Source organism: Vibrio azureus (assembly GCF_002849855.1).
In the GTDB taxonomy this organism is placed as follows: Bacteria; Pseudomonadota; Gammaproteobacteria; order Enterobacterales; family Vibrionaceae; genus Vibrio; species Vibrio azureus.
This window is the reverse complement of sequence record NZ_CP018616.1, coordinates 1,503,424-1,522,547: the sequence shown is the minus strand read 5'-3', so window position 1 is coordinate 1,522,547 and position 19,124 is coordinate 1,503,424. Positions and strand designations below refer to the sequence as shown.

At 41.4% G+C, this 19,124-nt stretch carries 20 protein-coding genes; 15 read left to right on the top strand and 5 right to left on the bottom strand.

The genetic code is table 11. The features are described 5' to 3' along the window. Nucleotides 1-80: 80 nt before the first annotated feature. Nucleotides 81-437 carry a hypothetical protein gene (locus BS333_RS06950; RefSeq protein ID WP_021708388.1) on the bottom strand — a complete coding sequence of 119 codons (357 nt, stop codon included), beginning with the start codon at nt 435-437 and terminating at the stop codon, nt 81-83. A 255-nt stretch (nt 438-692) separates the two neighbouring features. Here BS333_RS06950 and ccoN point away from each other — a divergent pair, with 255 nt between their 5' ends. The 10 genes from ccoN (at nt 693) to uspE (ending at nt 9,777) form a co-directional block, all read left to right on the top strand. Beyond that, nucleotides 693-2,120, top strand: a complete 1,428-nt coding sequence (ccoN, locus tag BS333_RS06945; protein WP_033003283.1) for a cytochrome-c oxidase, cbb3-type subunit I — start codon at nt 693-695, stop codon at nt 2,118-2,120. 12 nt (nt 2,121-2,132) lie between these two features. Continuing rightward, a complete protein-coding gene (ccoO, locus tag BS333_RS06940; RefSeq protein ID WP_021708390.1) occupies nt 2,133-2,753 on the top strand; it encodes a cytochrome-c oxidase, cbb3-type subunit II in 621 nt (206 codons plus the stop codon). A gap of 10 nt (nt 2,754-2,763) precedes the next feature. Next, nucleotides 2,764-2,937, top strand: a complete 174-nt coding sequence (locus BS333_RS06935; RefSeq protein WP_021708391.1) for a CcoQ/FixQ family Cbb3-type cytochrome c oxidase assembly chaperone — start codon at nt 2,764-2,766, stop codon at nt 2,935-2,937. Then, nucleotides 2,937-3,911, top strand: a complete 975-nt coding sequence (ccoP, locus tag BS333_RS06930) for a cytochrome-c oxidase, cbb3-type subunit III (RefSeq protein WP_021708392.1) — start codon at nt 2,937-2,939, stop codon at nt 3,909-3,911. The genes BS333_RS06935 and ccoP overlap by 1 nt, the downstream gene beginning before the upstream one ends. Nucleotides 3,912-3,997: 86 nt before the next feature. Then, nucleotides 3,998-4,474 (top strand): FixH family protein, encoded by a 477-nt coding sequence (locus tag BS333_RS06925; RefSeq protein ID WP_021708393.1) that lies wholly within the window; start codon nt 3,998-4,000, stop codon nt 4,472-4,474. A gap of 4 nt (nt 4,475-4,478) precedes the next feature. Further along, the gene (locus BS333_RS06920; protein WP_021708394.1) at nt 4,479-6,872 is read left to right on the top strand and encodes a heavy metal translocating P-type ATPase; all 2,394 of its coding nucleotides are present in this window, start codon (nt 4,479-4,481) and stop codon (nt 6,870-6,872) included. A 9-nt stretch (nt 6,873-6,881) separates the two neighbouring features. Further along, on the top strand, nt 6,882-7,076 hold the full coding sequence (gene ccoS, locus BS333_RS06915) for a cbb3-type cytochrome oxidase assembly protein CcoS (RefSeq protein WP_021708395.1): 195 nt from the start codon (nt 6,882-6,884) through the stop codon (nt 7,074-7,076). Beyond that, nucleotides 7,073-7,762: a sulfite exporter TauE/SafE family protein gene (locus BS333_RS06910; RefSeq protein ID WP_021708396.1), complete on the top strand. Its 690-nt coding sequence runs from the start codon at nt 7,073-7,075 to the stop codon at nt 7,760-7,762. The genes ccoS and BS333_RS06910 overlap by 4 nt, the downstream gene beginning before the upstream one ends. A 118-nt stretch (nt 7,763-7,880) precedes the next feature. Next, nucleotides 7,881-8,627, top strand: coding sequence for an FNR family transcription factor (locus tag BS333_RS06905; protein ID WP_021708397.1), 747 nt, complete (start codon nt 7,881-7,883; stop codon nt 8,625-8,627). 199 nt (nt 8,628-8,826) lie between these two features. Further along, nucleotides 8,827-9,777 carry a universal stress protein UspE gene (uspE, locus tag BS333_RS06900; protein WP_021708398.1) on the top strand — a complete coding sequence of 317 codons (951 nt, stop codon included), beginning with the start codon at nt 8,827-8,829 and terminating at the stop codon, nt 9,775-9,777. Between the two features lie 149 nt (nt 9,778-9,926). On the opposite strand, the gene ttcA is transcribed toward uspE, so the two are convergent. From ttcA to BS333_RS06880, 4 genes are all read right to left on the bottom strand, one after another. Then, nucleotides 9,927-10,820 (bottom strand): tRNA 2-thiocytidine(32) synthetase TtcA, encoded by an 894-nt coding sequence (gene ttcA, locus BS333_RS06895; RefSeq protein ID WP_021708399.1) that lies wholly within the window; start codon nt 10,818-10,820, stop codon nt 9,927-9,929. 215 nt (nt 10,821-11,035) lie between these two features. Continuing rightward, nucleotides 11,036-11,698: a DUF2987 domain-containing protein gene (locus BS333_RS06890; protein ID WP_033003289.1), complete on the bottom strand. Its 663-nt coding sequence runs from the start codon at nt 11,696-11,698 to the stop codon at nt 11,036-11,038. Nucleotides 11,699-11,728: 30 nt separating this feature from the next. Continuing rightward, nucleotides 11,729-12,562, bottom strand: coding sequence for a glucosaminidase domain-containing protein (locus BS333_RS06885; protein ID WP_021708401.1), 834 nt, complete (start codon nt 12,560-12,562; stop codon nt 11,729-11,731). Then, nucleotides 12,555-13,376: a DUF2189 domain-containing protein gene (locus BS333_RS06880; RefSeq protein ID WP_033003307.1), complete on the bottom strand. Its 822-nt coding sequence runs from the start codon at nt 13,374-13,376 to the stop codon at nt 12,555-12,557. Before BS333_RS06880 ends, BS333_RS06885 begins: the two co-directional genes overlap by 8 nt. 377 nt (nt 13,377-13,753) lie before the next feature. Here BS333_RS06880 and potA point away from each other — a divergent pair, with 377 nt between their 5' ends. From potA to BS333_RS06855, 5 genes are all read left to right on the top strand, one after another. After that, nucleotides 13,754-14,887: a spermidine/putrescine ABC transporter ATP-binding protein PotA gene (potA, locus tag BS333_RS06875; RefSeq protein ID WP_033003292.1), complete on the top strand. Its 1,134-nt coding sequence runs from the start codon at nt 13,754-13,756 to the stop codon at nt 14,885-14,887. Next, a complete protein-coding gene (gene potB / locus BS333_RS06870; RefSeq protein ID WP_021708404.1) occupies nt 14,868-15,728 on the top strand; it encodes a spermidine/putrescine ABC transporter permease PotB in 861 nt (286 codons plus the stop codon). Before potA ends, potB begins: the two co-directional genes overlap by 20 nt. Continuing rightward, nucleotides 15,728-16,498 (top strand): spermidine/putrescine ABC transporter permease PotC, encoded by a 771-nt coding sequence (gene potC / locus BS333_RS06865; protein WP_021708405.1) that lies wholly within the window; start codon nt 15,728-15,730, stop codon nt 16,496-16,498. Before potB ends, potC begins: the two co-directional genes overlap by 1 nt. 97 nt (nt 16,499-16,595) lie before the next feature. After that, nucleotides 16,596-17,627 (top strand): extracellular solute-binding protein, encoded by a 1,032-nt coding sequence (locus BS333_RS06860; protein ID WP_021708406.1) that lies wholly within the window; start codon nt 16,596-16,598, stop codon nt 17,625-17,627. A 273-nt stretch (nt 17,628-17,900) separates the two neighbouring features. Further along, the gene (locus BS333_RS06855; protein ID WP_021708407.1) at nt 17,901-18,938 is read left to right on the top strand and encodes an extracellular solute-binding protein; all 1,038 of its coding nucleotides are present in this window, start codon (nt 17,901-17,903) and stop codon (nt 18,936-18,938) included. The last annotated feature ends 186 nt before the right edge of the window (nt 18,939-19,124 follow it).

Genomic DNA, 19,124 nt, shown 5'->3' with positions numbered 1-19,124 from the left:
ACTTTATACCACTACTGTATAATTTCGCCAGATGAACACTCTTTATATGTTGAAAAAAAGAACAGAAATCTTCTATTAGTTTACAAAATAACATTTACAGAAACGTCATCAACGCTAATGGTGACTATTTTGTCGCTATTTATATCCTCCCATGGAATTAAAGTATGAGTTTTTTTTGTGTCAATATGTGAACTACCACGGTTCAGGTTTATTCTAATTTTTTGTTTTTCTGGGTTTTGAACTGAAATACCAGTTACACTTTTAATTAGCGTCACATTTGATTTTAAACTTTTGATTTTACATACCTTTTCAGATTGACAAATCACTTGTTCATTGGCCTCATAGGTCAGTGTACGCCAAAAAAAAGCCACAACTAAGATGCTTAACATGATTATTATTTGTGCAAGTCGCGCTTTGGTTAATTTTTGTGCTGGCATGATTCTTAATGTCCTTGTAACAAGCTTCAAATTTTTAAAATAAAAACAGATTTCCGGAGACTTAGAAAGGTTAGCTCTCTGTCATTGGAATGTTAATTCAAGTATAGTGACTTATTGAAAATGCCACTTTTCATAAAGTCAGCAATAGAAACAAAGTGATGTTTACCCTTAGATTCTTGAGTTTACTTGGGTGGCGTTACGACGCAAGTCGTGTTGGAAGAAAAGTATAGTTAATTAGAAATTGGAAGCATGGAAATGAGCCAAGTAAATCAGCTCGAGCACAACTACAACTATACCGTCGTTCGTCAGTTTACCATAGTGACAATACTGTGGGGAATTGTCGGCATGGCCGTTGGTGTTTTTATAGCCGCTCAGTTAGTTTGGCCACAGTTAAACTTTGATACGCCGTGGTTGACCTTCAGTCGTTTACGTCCCCTGCATACAAATGCGGTTATTTTTGCGTTTGGTACCAGTGCTCTGTTTGCAACATCCTATTATGTTGTGCAGCGTACCTGTCAAACACGTCTTTTTGGTGGGCCTTTGGTCACCTTTACTTTTTGGGGTTGGCAAGCAATTATTCTTGCTGCTGCAATTACCCTTCCTATGGGTTATACCACTTCGAAAGAATATGCTGAGCTTGAGTGGCCAATTGATATCGCCATTGCGATTGTTTGGGTTTCTTATGCGGTGGTGTTCTTTGGAACGCTAGTGAAGCGTAAAACCTCCCATATTTATGTGGCCAACTGGTTTTTCGGCGCATTCATTATTACTGTTGCTGTCTTACACATTGTAAATAGCATGGCCATTCCAGTATCAGGGCTAAAATCTTACTCTATCTACTCTGGTGCCATTGATGCAATGGTGCAGTGGTGGTACGGACATAACGCGGTTGGTTTCCTTCTTACGGCTGGCTTTCTAGGTATGATGTACTATTTCGTTCCTAAGCAAGCTGAGCGCCCAGTCTATTCATACCGCCTATCTATCGTTCACTTTTGGGCACTAATATCACTCTATATTTGGGCTGGTCCACACCACTTACATTATACTGCCCTACCTGACTGGACTCAGTCTCTAGGTATGGTCATGTCACTCGTTCTCTTTGCTCCATCATGGGGCGGAATGATTAACGGTATCATGACGCTTTCCGGAGCTTGGCATAAGCTTCGATATGACCCTATTCTGCGCTTTTTGATCGTCTCCCTTTCGTTTTACGGCATGTCGACATTCGAAGGCCCAATGATGGCAATTAAAACCGTTAATGCGCTCTCTCATTATACCGACTGGACAATAGGACATGTTCATTCAGGTGCTTTGGGGTGGGTAGCGATGGTCTCTATTGGCTCTGTCTATCACCTTGTTCCGAAGTTATTTGGTCAAGAACGTATGTACTCGATCAAGCTGATCAACGTTCACTTTTGGCTAGCAACCATAGGTACTGTTCTGTATATCGTTGCAATGTGGATCTCTGGAGTGATGCAAGGGCTTATGTGGCGTGCGGTAAACTCGGACGGCACATTGACTTATAGCTTTGTCGAATCGGTTGCAGCCTCTCATCCTTTCTACTTTATTCGCTTTGTTGGTGGGTTAATCTTCTTGTCTGGTATGTTCTTAATGGCGTACAACACTTACAAGACAGTGAATGCACCGAAAGAAAGCCTAAAAGCAATCCCACTACCGGCCTAAGGAGATTAGAGAATGAGTAATAATTCGAGTAATCGCCATGAAATTCTAGAACGCAATGTCGGTTTGCTGGCTATCTTCATCGTTATTGCGATTAGTTGGGGAGCCTTGGTTGAAATTACACCACTGATCTTCCAAAAGCAAACGAATGAACCCGTCAAAAACCTCAAACCATACACTGCACTGCAAATGGAAGGTCGTGATGTGTATATTCGCGAAGGTTGTAGTGTTTGTCACAGTCAGATGATTCGCCCATTTCGTGCGGAAACTGAACGTTACGGACACTACTCCGTGGCTGGCGAAAGTGTTTGGGAACACCCTTTCCTTTGGGGTTCTAAGCGTACTGGCCCTGACCTAGCCCGTGTCGGAGGCCGTTATTCCGATGAGTGGCACCGTGTTCACCTAATGGACCCACGTGAGCTGGTTCCTGAATCAATTATGCCTGGCTACCCTTGGTTAGCTGACAATATTCTTGATGGTAAATTAACACCGAAAAAACTAGCGCTATTCCGAGATGATTTTGGTGTGCCATACACGGATGAACAAATCGCAAATGCAACAAAAGACGTTCAAGGTAAATCAGAGATGGATGCTCTGATCGCTTACCTTCAGTCTCTTGGTCTTGCAATGAAATAAGGGGAAAGACATGGATTTCGGTACAATTCATAGCATTTATACCGTTGTACTTTTCGCGACATTCATTGGCATTGTTTGGTGGGCATTTGGTAAAAAGCGTAAAGCACGCTTTGAAGAAGATGCTAACCTAGTTTTTGCTGATGAAGAGAAAGAACCCCAAAATAACCAAGGAGTTAAGAAGTAATGAATACATTCTGGAGTCTCTGGATTATCGTCATAACCATCGGTACTCTAGTGGGCTGTGCCATTCTCCTAGCTTGGTGTGCCAAGGATAAAATGGGCGTGGATGAAGGTGCAGATATGGGGCATGAGTACGATGGTATTCGTGAACTCAACAACCCGCTGCCTAAGTGGTGGACTTATTTATTTATTGGTACTTTTGTTTTCTCAGCGATTTATTTTGCTTTATACCCAGGCCTTGGCAGCTTTAAAGGCTTATTAAATTGGCAAAGCTCCGATCAAACGGTTGGCACATTAGAGGCATCTCAAGCTTCTATCGCGGATGCTCAGTTGAACAAGCGTCTAGATCAATATGCAAAAGAGCTTGATGATGCGAATGCATATTTTGGTGAAACGTTTAAGAAGCTCACGCATAACTCAGAAGGACTTCGTCCTATCCCTGAGATTGCGCAAGATCCAGAAGCATTAAAAGTTGGTCAGCGCCTCTTTTTACAAAACTGTTCTCAATGTCATGGTTCCGATGCCAGAGGCCAAAAAGGCTTTCCTAACCTCACTGACGACGCTTGGCTTTATGGTGGAGAACCTAGTGCTATTGTTACAACCCTAAAACATGGCCGTATTGGGCAAATGCCCTCTTGGCAAGCTGCTCTCGGTGATGAAGGCATAAAAGAAGTGGTCAGCTATACATTGAGTTTATCTGGTCGTAAAGTGAATGCCAGAGAAGCGGCTGCCGGTAAAAAGCGTTTTGTTGTTTGTGCTGCTTGTCATGGAACAGACGGTAAAGGCAACCCTGCCGTCGGAGCACCTGATTTAACGGACCAATATTGGTTATTTGGTGGTTCACGAGCTGATGTAACAGAGACCTTAGCGTACGGTCGTTCTGGTGTGATGCCTGCCTGGGACAATATCCTTGGTGAAGACAAAATACAGCTAGTTGCCGCATATGTTTGGAGTCTGAGCAATTCAGATAATAAGTAACAGTTCAATAACAGCCTCTTCTATAGAGGCTGCCTTCCCTTAGATTTAATGTCTTATAATGTCATTCAGCGATTGAGAACATCACTATGGTAAAACCTTGGTATAAACAATTCTGGCCGTGGTTTCTGATTATCTTGCCACTCACTGTAGTTGTCTGGACGATAATTACCGTTATTGTCTTTGCGAATAATTCCGTGTCTTTGGTGGCTGAGGATTATTATAAGAAGGGAAAAGGCATAAACATTGATATCACAAAGATGAATGTGGCAAGAGAGCTTGGTTTGAATGCGGTGATTGCATCAGATAACGAGACTGTAATCGTCTCTTTTACAAAAGGTAAGCTGCCCTACTTTCCGGCTTTAACTGCCACTTTTACTCACCGTACTTTACCAGACCGTGACTTTAGTCGAGTACTCACTGCCGATGTAAACGGCAATTATCGGTTTACAAGAGAAGAACCCATAAATGGCCCATGGTTTATTGAACTTCAACCCCACAATAAAGAATGGATGATTCAAGGGCGAGTCGAATTTCCTGCTTCTTCAACAACCTTGATGAATTAAACCTATGAGCGAACCATGCTATCACTGTGGTGAAGAAATTCCATCTAACACAGATTACAATGTTGATATTCTAGGTGAAACAAGAAAAATGTGCTGTCCAGGATGCGAATCCGTAGCACAGACCATCGTTGATAGTGGCCTTGTTAGCTATTACCAGTACCGTACAGCCCCTGCCGAAAAAACGGATCTAGTACCCGAACAGTTACAATCGTTGATTCACTATGATCATGCGGATGTTCAATCAGAGTTTGTTCGCCAGCATGAGAATCAATCTGAAGTCACATTATCACTCGAGGGTATCTCATGTGCGGCCTGTGCGTGGCTGATTGAAAAACAGCTCTCATCGGTTGAAGGGGTCAGCTCTATTCGAGTAAATACCACCACAAATCGTGCTTTGCTTGTCTGGGATAATCACAAAGTTCGTTTGAGTGACTTACTTTCAACGATCCACAGATTAGGTTATAAAGCCGCACCTTTTGAGGCAGATACTCAAGAAGCCTTATATCACCAAACAATGAAGCAGTACTTATACCGTTTGGGGATTGCAGGTTTAGCGACCATGCAGATTATGATGCTTGCGGTGGCCTTGTATCTTGAGGTGTTTGGCGATCTCGAACCTGAGTTTAAACACTATTTTCGCTGGGTGAGTTTGATCTTTGCAACCCCCGTTTTACTTTATTCCGCTTTACCCTTTTACATCAATGCTTGGAGAAGCCTAAAAGGTAAAACTCTGGGTATGGATGTCCCCGTCTCTATTGCACTAATCTTTGCTTATGTTGCCAGCCTTATTGCCACTGTAACGGAACAGGGAGAAGTCTTTTTTGAATCCATCTCTATGTTTACTTTCTTCCTTTTGGTGGGACGCTTTTTGGAGATGCGAGCACGAAGGAAAGCGGCGGCTGCCAGTGGCAACTTACTCAAATTAATCCCTGCTATCGCGACTACGCTAGAAGGTGAGCAAATACCAGTCAAAACCCTCAAAGTCGGTGACAAAATACGTGTTTTACCCGGTGAGCATATTCCTGCTGATGGGCGAGTACTCTCTGGACGAGTTTATATTGATGAATCGATGCTGACGGGTGAGTCGGTGCATGTTGTTAAAACATCTGGCGATCCTGTTTATGCCGGTACACTAAATGGTGAAGAGTCTTTTGATCTTGAAGTCATGAACACAAAAGCCGATTCGATGATATCAAACATCATTCGTCTTCAAGATGAAGCTCAATATACAAAGCCCCAAATTGCCCAAATTGCAGATATCGTTGCTCGCTATTTTGTGGGTGCCATTCTGATGATTTCTGCCCTCACTTGGTTTTATTGGCATCAAACAAAGCCTGATGACGCATTTTGGATCATGCTTTCTGTCCTCGTGGCCACCTGCCCTTGTGCTCTATCGCTGGCAACGCCGACTGCTTTAACGTGTGCGACTTCACGTATGGGACATTATGGTCTGCTCCTTCGAAACAGTCATGTATTCGAAACGCTTTGTCAAATCAACCATCTGGTCATCGATAAAACAGGAACACTCACCAAAGGCGATATCGAAATTCGTGAGATAAAAACGTTTTCTGATATCAGTCCATCCGATTGTTTAGCTATTGCCGCAGGGTTGGAAGCGCATGCAAATCACCCAATTGCACGCGCATTTGCTTATTATGAGCAGGATGACGTTCGAATTAAAGATGTAAGGAACGTGATTGGCTCAGGTTTAGAAGGCCGTTGGCATCAAGCAGAAGTGAAAATCGGAAGTGCTTCTTTTGTCCTTGATATCAATCAGGGTAATATTGACAAAGGCGGCGTTGGACAAAATGAAAGCCATGCCATTTATCTCGCAGTGAATGGCCTCCATGTTGCCACTTTTTATTATCACGACCCGATTCGTAAGGAGAGTAAAGAATTTATTCAACGACTCGAACAAGCCGGTATTAAAACCACGCTACTGACCGGTGATTCTATCAACAATGCTCGCCCTGTCGCACAAGAAGTAGGTATTCAAAATGTTATTGCTTCGGCGAAACCTGAAGAGAAGTTAACCTATCTAAAAAACTTGGATAAGTCGGATATTACACTAATGGTTGGTGATGGAATTAATGATGCCCCTACCTTAGCTGGTGCTCATTTATCTGTGGCTATGGGGGGCGGAACGGACGTTGCTAAAGCTTCTGCAGATATGATTTTACTTGGCGATCGCTTAGATAAATTGTTAGAAGCTCGTTTACTTGCTATTCGTACCAGAAATATTATCAGGGAAAATTTAGCTTGGTCTTTAGGGTATAATTTATGCATATTACCTCTTGCTGTGGCGGGGCTTGTGGCTCCCTATATTGCAGTTGTAGGAATGTCGGCAAGTTCCATTATTGTCGTCAGTAACTCTTTAAGATTACTGAAAGATAAATAGAGGCTGATTGTGGAAAGTTTATATATTTTAATTCCCATTGCGATCGTCTTAGTGTGTGTCGCAATCGCTATTTTTTTATGGGCGGTAAAGAGTGATCAATTTGAAGACCTTGAACGTCAGGGACACAACATCTTATTAGATGACGAAGAGCATTTGGACACGTCTAAAAAATCCCGCCCATCTGATAAGAGTTCTACCCCATGACTCCAGATTTTATTGGTGCATTTCTGATTGGTTTAGCTGGTGCCGGCCATTGTATGGGAATGTGCGGTGGCATCGCGTCGATGCTTTCACTCGGTCCTAATGATAACAAGTCATCCTTAGCGATCCCGCTATTTTACAATATTGGTCGTCTCTCCAGCTATGTTTTCATCGGAGCTCTCATTGGTGGAAGTCTATCGACTCTTGTCCAACTTGGAGGACTGACTCATCCACTTGCCTGGCTCAGACTGATCGCCTCAGTTTTTATGATTCTGGTTGCTCTGTACATTGCAAAATGGTGGCACGGCCTGATCATTGTAGAAAAAATAGGTCAGCATGTTTGGAAATATTTATCGCCTATAGGACGGCATTTTCTCCCTTTACGTCATGCTTTTCACGCAATACCGTTTGGTTTTGTTTGGGGCTGGTTACCATGCGGCTTAGTCTATTCAGCCCTTACATGGTCAGCGGTTTCTGGCAGTGCTTTTAATGGTGGTCTTATCATGCTTGCATTTGGTGCGGGTACTTTGCCAGCGATGTTAACCGTTGGCTATGGTGCTTCTTATTTCCTCAAACTTCAGCGCTCAGTAATATTTAGAAACATCTCTGCATTAATATTAATAAGCTATGCCCTGTATACTGCCGCGGGAGCGATGAGGATGCTCAATATGATGCCTATAATCAAGTAACCTTAAAAGGTCACTTAGGTATCTATAAAACTTATGTCATTTTCATTATCTTTTTTGCTATCCTTAAAGTATACCCAATGATAAAATGTTGATGTATATCAAACAGTGAAAGGTTGTTATGATTTCTGAAAAGCCAGCAGCAAAACGTGTTCAATCTGGTAGTTGTGCAATTCATTGCCAAGATTGTAGCATTAGCCAACTTTGCATCCCGTTTACACTCAACGAGTCTGAGCTTGACCAGCTAGACCAAATTATTGAGCGTAAAAAGCCCATTCAAAAAGGCCAAGAGCTTTTCAAAGCAGGAGACGAACTGAAGTCCTTGTATGCAATCCGTTCGGGTACGATCAAAAGTTATACAATAACGGAACAAGGTGATGAACAAATCACGGCTTTTCACTTAGCTGGCGACCTTGTTGGGTTCGATGCTATTACGGGTGATGAGCATCCGAGTTTTGCACAAGCCCTCGAAACCTCAATGGTCTGCGAAATTCCATATGAAATCTTAGACGATTTATCCGGAAAAATGCCTAAACTTCGCCAACAAATCATGCGCTTAATGAGTAATGAAATTAAAGGCGATCAAGAAATGATCTTACTGCTTTCGAAAAAGAACGCAGAAGAACGACTAGGTGCATTTTTATATAATCTATCCACACGCTTTTCTCAGCGCGGCTTCAGCCCACGAGAATTTCGTTTAACTATGACTCGTGGTGATATCGGTAATTATCTAGGGCTCACTGTTGAAACCATCAGTCGCTTACTTGGGCGTTTTCAAAAGTCAGGTATTCTGAGTGTTAAGGGCAAGTATATTACGATATTAGATCATGATGCTTTGATGGATCTCGCGGGTGTGAGCAAATCATAGTTTCCCCTTTCTCTGCTTATAAGTTCCTGTAAAATGATGTAGCTCTAGATGAGCTACATCATGTTTCTCCCCAAATCTTGCTAAGATTACTCAAATTATTCAGTAAATTAGGCTAAAGTAAAACATATCTTACGCATTCCAATGTATTGATTTACTTTATTTTCATTGTTTGGTTCTACATACATAAGTGGGCTTAGTTATGAGTATATACAGTAATATTCTTGTTGTTGCAGACATCAATAATGGTGAGCAACCTGCACTGGCTAGAGCTGTTCAATTAGCACAAAAAAGTGTTTCAAGAAGCAAAATTACCTTTTTTCTCGCTATCTATGACTTCTCATACGATATGACATCAATGCTCTCCATTGATGAAAGAGATGCAATGCGCCGTGGCGTGATCCACCAGCGTGAGCAATGGATGAAAACTATCGCACAACCTTACCTAGAGAACGATAGCTTTGACTTTGAAGTCTGCGTTGTTTGGCATAACAGACCCTACGAAGCCATCATTGCAGAAGTGTTTGGAGGGAAACATGACATTGTCATTAAAGGAACTCGCAAGCATGCCGTTTTAGAATCTGTGATCTTTACACCGACAGATTGGCATTTATTGCGAAAATGCCCTGTTCCGGTCTTACTGATTAAAAATGCTGATTGGCCACAGCATGCAAATATCTTAGCTTCCGTTCATGTGGGATCAGAAAACCCAACGCATATTGACCTCAATGACAAAATGGTCGACAGACTTCTGGAGATCACTAAACGATTAGACGCTCAAGCCTACCTCGTCAATGCATACCCGGTTACGCCTGCAAATATTACGATTGAGCTACCAGAATTTGATCCAACGACCTACAGTGATGCGGTTCGAGGTCACCATTTAACATCGATGAAGGCGCTAAGGCAGAAACACTGCATTGATGAGGAACATACCATTGTAGAAGAAGGCTTGCCGGAAGACGTCATTCCAAGTGCGGCTAAGAAATTGGACGCAGCAATGGTTATTCTCGGAACCACTGGACGAACAGGTTTGTCCGCTGTCTTTATTGGTAATACTGCGGAGCACGTTATCGATAAAATCAACTGTGATGTTTTGGCCTTAAAACCAGAAGGTTATATCAGCCCATTAGACCCAGTGACGGCAACATGACGTTAAATGCCACATACTGTTAAAGCTGAATAATAGCAATTAATATTCAAAATGAGCATGCAAAAAGGAGGCTTTCAGATGCCTCCTTTTTATTTTTGTGCTTTCATTCAACTGATGCTTTTTCAGTTGGTAAACGACTTTAAACTGTCTTAGATGTTTGTGACGTCGATAAACATTGATTCATCAATATTGGTCGAAGAAACAACAGCTTCAGTGAACTCATATTCGTCTCTGCTTCCATCACGATCAAGCGGTAAATTCTCGAAATCAAACAATTCTCGGTCTGCCAATTGGCTTGGACTGACATTTTGAATCGACTTAAAAATCGCTTCCACACGACCTGGCGTTTTTTTGTCCCAGTCAATTAACATCGCTTTTATTGATTGACGTTGTAAGTTTTCTTGAGACCCACAAAGATTACAAGGGATGATCGGGAATGCTTTATGCTCTGCATACTTAATCAGGTCTTTTTCACGACAATAAGTTAATGGACGGATAACAACATTGCGGCCATCGTCTGAACGTAGCTTAGGTGGCATAGCCTTGAGTCGTGAGCCGTGGAACATATTGAGGAACATCGTTTCTACAATGTCATCCATATGGTGGCCAAGTGCCAGCTTTGTCGCACCAATTTTCTCTGCAAACGAATATAAAGTACCACGGCGCAAACGAGAACACAGACCACAGGTCGTTTTACCTTCTGGGATTTTTTCTTTAACCACTGAGTAGGTATCTTTATCAACGATGTAATAAGGAATATCTAGAGTCTCGAAATAATCAGGCAAAATATGCTCTGGAAATCCTGGCTGCTTTTGGTCAAGGTTAACCGCAACAACGTCAAACTTGATCGGTGCCGCTTTTTGGAGGTTCAGTAGGATATCGAGCATCGCAAATGAGTCTTTACCACCACTAATACACGCCATTACTACATCACCTTCTTCGATCATGTTGTAATCGGTAATGGCATTTCCAACATGTCTTCGTAGACGTTTTTGAAGCTTGTTGAATTCTAGGGTTTCTTTTCTTGTATCTGTTTGATTCATTTGGGCTCTCACATTGTCGAATATACGACAGTAGGACTTCCTAAAAGGGGTTACTTTGGGCCGGGGATTATACGGACTTTTTGAGCAGGATTAAATGATTGTCTTTGCCTTAGGGAAAGAAATGACGTTTATGTGGGCAATTAAAGCGATTTATAGGCCACACTGCGGTATTAACAATTGCAGCATTAACAATTGCGGCATTAACAATGTAAGAACTACGATTTTTTAGCATTGGGGAGATATGGCAAAACACGAGTTGTCGCCTGAGGTAAAGTAATCGACTCTCCCTCGCCTATTTCATCAAGTGAAATTTGAACCTTACCATTTGTAATCGATTTTGTTGTTCCATTAGAAAATATCAAATGACTATTCAGGCCTTGCGCAAACTCAAGGGTTACGCCCTCAACAGTTGGTGTGAACCAGCTAGCAAATGTTCCCCCTAAATCTTCTAAAAGAGATTGCATTTGTGGAAGCAAATAGGAGATTTCCTCATAAGCAACGTTACCCTGTAACTTATCTTTAGTCATAACAACTAACGAATAATCACAACGCTCACTTTCAGGCGTCTGAACAAAAACCAAAGGATTCGCAGATTTTAGGTTTTCATCGAGTGGGACAGGTAGTTCTTTCGATGCTGGAATGACAAACTCTTCGTAATGTTCCTCCTTTTCCATCCACGCTTTTTCGATGTCACACAATTGCTTGGTTTGACCATTAACAAAGAAAATACCGACTCTGACGTCATGGTGCCCGTCTGTTAAGTTATTTTTTAATTGAGAATAAAGTTTAGAGTACGTGAACATGTATTCCTGTGACCACGTCATTGGTGAGGCGAGCAACAGACAGGCGCTGCTCACTGCCAGAAAAATCTTTTTCATGGATATCCATTCCTATAATTTTTTAGATAGTTACTTTTTCCAATATGTCTGGTTATGGTGAATCATCGAACGTAGATCATTTACATAGTCCTCACCACGTTCAGAATAGGCACTCAGCCCCTCGGCCAATGCAAGTGCTGATTCGGTTGAAAGTAAATCTTGCTCCTGAGCATCAAGCAGAAAACGCACGTCACGTAAAGGGGCATAAGCTTTGTTGCGATTCACATTCATAAAGTAACGATTGACGGCATCATCAACCGAGGGAAACTTTTCAACTTCATGTGTTTTCCCTGCCCCACGTTGTTTTGGAACGATGCCACAACCTTTGGTATAGCACCAGTGTCCAAATAGGTTATTCGCTTCAACAGCAAAACGAGACGTTCCCCAAGCTGATTCATTCGCGGCCTGAGTTAACACAAGGGCTTCGGGTAATACATTGACTCGTTTTAGCATTTCATTAAGCCATTCTGATGAAACGGTGTCTTCCTTCAATGGCAAAAGGTAAGACTCTGCTAGGACTTGTGCCTTTTCGATTTGAGTTGATGAAATTTGAGTCACATCAATACTGATTAAAAACGCACGCTCTTTGAGAATGCGCTGATTTTCCTGTTCAACTTTAGGTCTAAGGAAGTCAAAGAACGCGGCTTTCTTCAACCCGGTGTTTTCTATTGCTGCGAAATCAGGCAAATGATGACTTGAAGGTGGAGCCTCCTGAGAAAAATCAAACAAGGACGGATCTTCTCGATGATAAAATTGATAAGGCCCTACCGAAATAAAGATAAGAACAGCGACAAATGCCGCTATCCTAAGAGCTAACCATTTTAATTTATAAGTCAATGAATTCAACATGGCGGTGTTAAGCATCAAATACCTGAGTTTTGTTGTCTTTGTCTCCGTCATTATCATCGCTATCGTCATTATCCGTGCCGTCTGTTGCAATAATTTGGACTTGGATCCCAAACATTTCGCGATAAAGGATACCTTTTAAATGGAAGAAGAATGGCAAGACTAAGATTAAACCGATTCCATAGAAAATCGTTGCAATGAAAAACATGAATATCACCAAAAGGTATAGCCCTGAAATGACGAATATCTTCTTATTTACGGCTAAAAAGGAGACTAATAAAGAACGCATTGGCGGAATACGTTTGTCACATATCAGAAGAATACTTTGACTGAATGCCATACCTAGATAGAGAGAGATGAAGGGTATAATAAGACCTGCGACATATTGTATTGCAATGCCAAATGCAGTCGCAATAATCACTGGTACTGTAAACTGTAAACCTTTGCCAATGTGCTGGAGCTTTGTATTAAAACCAACCGCATGGCTCATCGCCATAAGGCTAATACCTGCAGCAATTGGAGCACCAATCACTTCATAACTAAAAGAGGCAATATAGAACGCTTGAATCACTCTTGTGTCAAAGAATCCGTTATCTTCTAGTGAAAGCATAAGTGTTTCTAGATCACCGAGCTGCAGTTGTAAAGCTATGAAGAAAATACCCATCTGAACGACCAATAAAATAATCATCGCCGGAGTAAAAGACCAAAACTGCTTCATTGTTAGACGCCAAGCTTCACTAAGGATCTCTGCTGCTTTTAATTCATAGTTACCAGAAAGCGCTCGTTCGACACTTCCTCCAACATTCACTTTTTTTTCAAAATTGTTGTTCATACTTAATCCAAGTTTAACTTGCTCAGTGACACGATCATCTTGTGAAATCACAAAGGCACCATTATAAATCAAATCTTTGCTATGTCTAAAACCTTACTCAAACTACGACTTGCAATATCTGTCTTTTGGTTGATAATTAATCATTTCAAAGTCTATGTAATTGAAAGATTTATAATATCTCACTCAGTTGTCATGATGCAGTGTAAACGGTAAATACGCCGGAAAAACAACATAGTAAGAAAACTTTACTTGATGCTGCAAAAATTTTTCTGTTTCAAGATAAGAAAATGCTTTGAATTCACCATTTTGGTGATTATGATGCGCGCCTCAAACTGACTGACATTTGTCATCTCATTTGGTGCAAACCCAATAAAGATCTGGGAGAAATACAGACGTTGAACGCTAAACAGCAAGCAGGAAAGCCAGTAGTTCGTCTATCTGGTATAAGTAAGAGTTTCGATGGTAAAGAAATCATCGGTAATTTAAATCTGGATGTTAATCATGGTGAGTTTCTGACCATTCTTGGTCCATCAGGGTGTGGTAAGACGACAGTGTTACGCATGATTGCGGGCTTTGAAACTGCAGACCTTGGCCAAATCACTATCGGTGAACAAGATGTAACCCAGGTTCCTGCTGAGCAGAGGCACGTCAATACTGTTTTCCAGAGTTATGCGCTTTTTCCGCATATGACCGTTTTTGATAACGTGGCTTTTGGTCTGCGCATGCAAAAAACGCCCGCTTCTGAAATCGAGCCAAGAGTGATGGAATCACTGCGAATGGTTCGTCTTGAGAAAATGGCTCACCGTAAACCACACCAGCTTTCAGGTGGTCAACAGCAGCGTATTGCGATTGCACGAGCTGTCGTGAATAAGCCAAAAGTATTACTGCTCGATGAATCTCTCTCTGCACTTGACTATAAGTTACGTAAGCAAATGCAAATTGAGCTCAAACAATTACAGCGTCAACTTGGCATCACTTTTATCTTTGTCACACATGATCAAGAAGAAGCGCTCTCGATGTCTGACCGTATTATCGTGATGCGTGATGGCGTTATTGAGCAAGATGGTTCACCTCGTGAAATCTATGAAGAGCCGAAGAACTTGTTTGTTGCTCGTTTCATCGGTGAAATTAACGTATTTAATGCCACAATGATCGAGCGCATTGACGAAAATCGTATTCGAGCAGAAATTGAAGGCGTTGACTCTGTTGTCTACTACAACAAGCCAGCACAAGCCGGTGATAAGTTCCAAGTACTCCTTCGTCCAGAAGATTTGAGAATCGAAGAAATTAAAGAATCTGAAGAAAAAGGCATTGTCGGACACGTTACAGAACGAACCTATAAAGGTATGACGCTGGACTCCGTCATTGAGTTAGATTCTGGTATGCGAGTTATGGTCAGTGAGTTTTTCAACGAAGATGATCCAGATGTCGACCATTCACTCGGCCAAAAAGTTGCCATTACTTGGGTTGAGAGCTGGGAGGTGGTATTAAATGATACGCAAGAAGCTTAATCTTCAGAATGCGATCATCGCTCTAATTGTAGGTTGGTTAACGTTATTTGTTCTCGTTCCCAACGTAATGATTATAATTACGAGCTTTTTAACGCGTGATGAAGCAAACCTGATTGATTTAACCTTTACCTCAAGCAACTACCTACGTCTTCTCGATCCGCTATATGCAAAAGTGTTGATTCACTCTTTCTATATGGCGATCATTGCAACAGTATGTTGTCTGATCATTGGGTATCCATTTGCCTACTTTGTTGCCAAGATGCCAGAAAAATGGCGTCCGTTTATGCTGTTTTTGGTTATTGTTCCTTTTTGGACCAACTCCTTAATTCGTACTTATGGTTTGAAAATAGTGCTAGGTACTCAAGGCGTGTTGAATAAATCTCTTATGGCTATGGAGATAATTGATAAGCCGTTACGCTTGATGTACACAGAAACAGCTGTGATGATTGGTCTTGTCTATATCCTACTTCCATTTATGATTTTGCCACTTTATTCGGCGATCGAGAAGTTGGATCACACATATATAGAAGCAGCAAAAGATTTAGGGGCAAGCAAGTTCCAAACAATACTTAAGGTCATTCTTCCGCTTACGATGCCTGGCATCATCGGTGGCTGTTTATTAGTCTTGCTTCCAGCTCTAGGTATGTTCTATATATCAGACCTTCTAGGGGGAGCAAAGAACCTATTGATTGGGAATGTGATTAAAAGCCAAGTACTCAATGCACGAGATTGGCCTTTTGGTGCCGCCACCAGTATCGCCCTAACCTTCGCAATGGCAGTGATGCTATACGCTTACTACCGAGCTGGAAAACTGTTGAATAAAAAAGTGGAGCTAGACTAATGGGACGTATGTTTAGATTTAGCTTTATGGCGCTAGTGTATGCTTTTCTATACCTGCCCATTGTCGTTTTGATCGTAAACTCTTTTAACTCCAATAAATTTGGCATGAAATGGGGCGGTTTCACTACTAAGTGGTATGAGACCCTTGTTCATAACGATAGCTTGATGCAAGCTGCATGGCATTCACTGAATGTTGCCGTTTTTTCTGCAACGGCTGCAACTATTATTGGTAGCCTGACCGCTGTTGCCTTATTTCGATACTCCTTTAAAGGCAAAAGCGCTGTCAATGGCATGCTGTTTGTTGTGATGATGTCTCCTGATATCGTCATGGCAATTTCTTTACTGGCACTATTTTTAGTTTTAGGCGCACAACTTGGGTTCTTTACCTTGCTGATTGCTCATATTACTTTTTGTCTGCCATTTGTTGTGATTACTGTTTACAGCCGCCTAAATGGTTTTGATGTCAAAATGCTGGAAGCCGCGAAAGATTTAGGAGCGAGTGAATGGGTAATCTTAAAGCAAATCATACTGCCATTAGCAAAACCTGCGGTTGCTGCTGGATGGTTACTCAGTTTCACTTTGTCATTAGATGATGTGATCATTAGTTCGTTTGTAACTGGCCCTACGTACGAAATTTTACCTTTGAAGATTTACTCAATGGTAAAAGTCGGTATTTCACCAGAAGTCAATGCACTCGCGACGCTGATGTTGATTGTATCCTTGGTTCTTGTGATCTTATCGCAACTACTCGCTAAAGAAAAAGTTAAGTAATACATTGTTTTATTTTTATTCACTGCTGTAGAATCTTCTACTTATCATCTATCGTCCAACCACAGTTGGACCACACTTGGTTTGGAGCTAAGTCAAAATGAAAAATTGGGCTACTTTACTGGCTAGTGGTGCATTTGCGCTTTCAGTGTTCTCTGGAACAGCGACCGCAAATGACAAAGAATTGGTATTTATGAACTGGGGGCCTTACATCAATAGTAATATCCTAGAACGATTTACAAAAGAAACTGGTATTAAAGTAATCTATTCAACTTACGAGTCTAATGAAACGTTGTATGCAAAACTCAAAACACATAACAAAGGCTATGATTTAGTCGTCCCTTCGACATACTTTGTTGCCAAGATGCGTGATGAAGGCATGCTACAAAAGATCGATAAATCTAAGTTGAAAAACTTTGCTAACTTAGATAAAAACTATCTGAATAAATCCTATGATCCGAACAACGACTACTCTATCCCACACGTTGTCGCGATTACAGGTTTAGCGGTCAACGCAGATATGTACGATCCTAATGATTTTCAAAGTTGGGCAGATCTATGGAAGCCTGAGCTTGAGGGACAGGTTATGCTGATGGACGATACTCGTGAGGTATTCCATATCGCATTACGCAAGCTGGGCTATTCAGGTAATTCAGCTAACCCCAAAGAAATTAATGAAGCATATAAAGAACTACAAAAGTTAATGCCAAATGTTCTGGTCTTTAACTCTGACAATCCAGGTGCGCCATATATGTCTGGTGAGGTTGGCGTTGGTATGCTTTGGAATGGTAGTGCTGCTGCCGCTCAGAATGAAGATATGAACTTAAAGCTTATTTTCCCTAAAGAAGGGGGAATTGGATGGGTTGATAATTTTGCGATTTCTTCTGGCGCAAAAAATGTCGAAGCAGCACATAAAATGATCGACTTTTTACTTCGCCCAGAAATCGCAGTGCAGATTTCTCAAGATACGGGTTACCTGACTGCTGTTGAATCCTCTAATGAAAAATTCAAAGACATCGCCCCACTGTTCCCATCCCAAGAAGACTTGGATCGAGTGGAATGGCAAGATGCGGTTGGTGATATGACAGAGAAATATGAGGAATATTTCTTACGACTCAAAGCGGGTCAATAGGATCATTAACACGATGAATCAGGATCTTTATCATTAAGTACAAAATAGGCAGAGTAAATTCTGCCTATTTTTTTTATTGACTGATATAATTCGGCATCGTCTGCTGCTTACCGATAGATCCCAGCAACTTGAGACTTCTTGGGTATAGGATTCATCCTGTGAACGTTGAAAAAACAGTATTAAGTAAACAGTATGACGCTGATTGCAACTTGGAACATGTCCTTATCAACGACTAATATTGACGTGTATTTTGTTAGACAAAACGGAAAGAAAATGAAAAGTAAATTCTACGCAAGCGCACTGTGTGCAGCGACGCTTATCGCTACCCCTGCAATGGCTGCCGATCAAGAACTGTATTTTTACAACTGGTCAGAATACATTCCCAACGAGGTTCTTGAGGATTTTACGAAGGAAACTGGGATCAAAGTTATCTACTCTACTTATGAGTCCAATGAGAGTATGTACGCAAAATTGAAAACTCAGGGCAGTGGTTATGATTTGGTAGTACCGTCTACCTATTTTGTATCCAAAATGCGTAAAGAAGGCATGTTGCAAGAAATCGACAAAGAGAAGCTACCCCATTTTTCTGAGTTGGATACAAACTATCTGAATAAACCTTTTGATCCAAATAACAGCTACTCTATTCCTTATATCTGGGGCGCGACAGGCATTGGTATCAATTCAGACATGCTAGACAAATCGTCCATTTCTAAATGGGATGATTTCTGGGACAGTAAGTGGGAAGGTCAACTAATGCTAATGGATGACTCTCGTGAGGTCTTCCATATGGCGTTGACAAAGCTTGGCTATTCACCAAATACCACGAACCCAGATGAGATTAAAGCGGCTTACGAAGAACTAAAGAAGCTGATGCCAAATGTTTTGGTGTTTAATTCAGACTTCCCAGCTAACCCTTATTTAGCAGGAGAAGTCTCTCTTGGTATGCTTTGGAATGGGTCTGCTTACATGGCGCGTCAAGAAGGTGCAAATATTGACGTAATTTGGCCAGAAAAAGGCACAATCTTTTGGATGGACAGCTTAGCAATTCCTGCAGGGGCGAAGAACAAAGAAGCTGCACATAAGATGATCGACTTTTTATTGCGCCCAGAGAACGCGGCTAAAATTGCTCTTGAAATCGGTTACCCTACTCCAGTTAAAGGTGCACTCAAGCTATTACCAAAAGAGTTTGCTAACGATGAGCGTATCTTTCCTCCTCAAAAAGTCATGGACAGCGGTACGTGGCAAGACGAAGTCGGTGAGGCAAGCGTTCTCTATGATGAGTACTTCCAAAAGCTGAAAGTTGATAACTGATCGTCCATAATCATCTGATTTCTAGTGATTAACTATAGTTCAGAATAAGTTATAAAACTTAATGGTTATAAATTTAATCGCTATAAAACTGAGTGGTTATGAAGCTGGACAGTTAAAAAGAAATCCGATTATTCAAAAAAGGCATTGAACGTTCAATGCCTTTTTTAATGTGTTTTTATCGTCGAT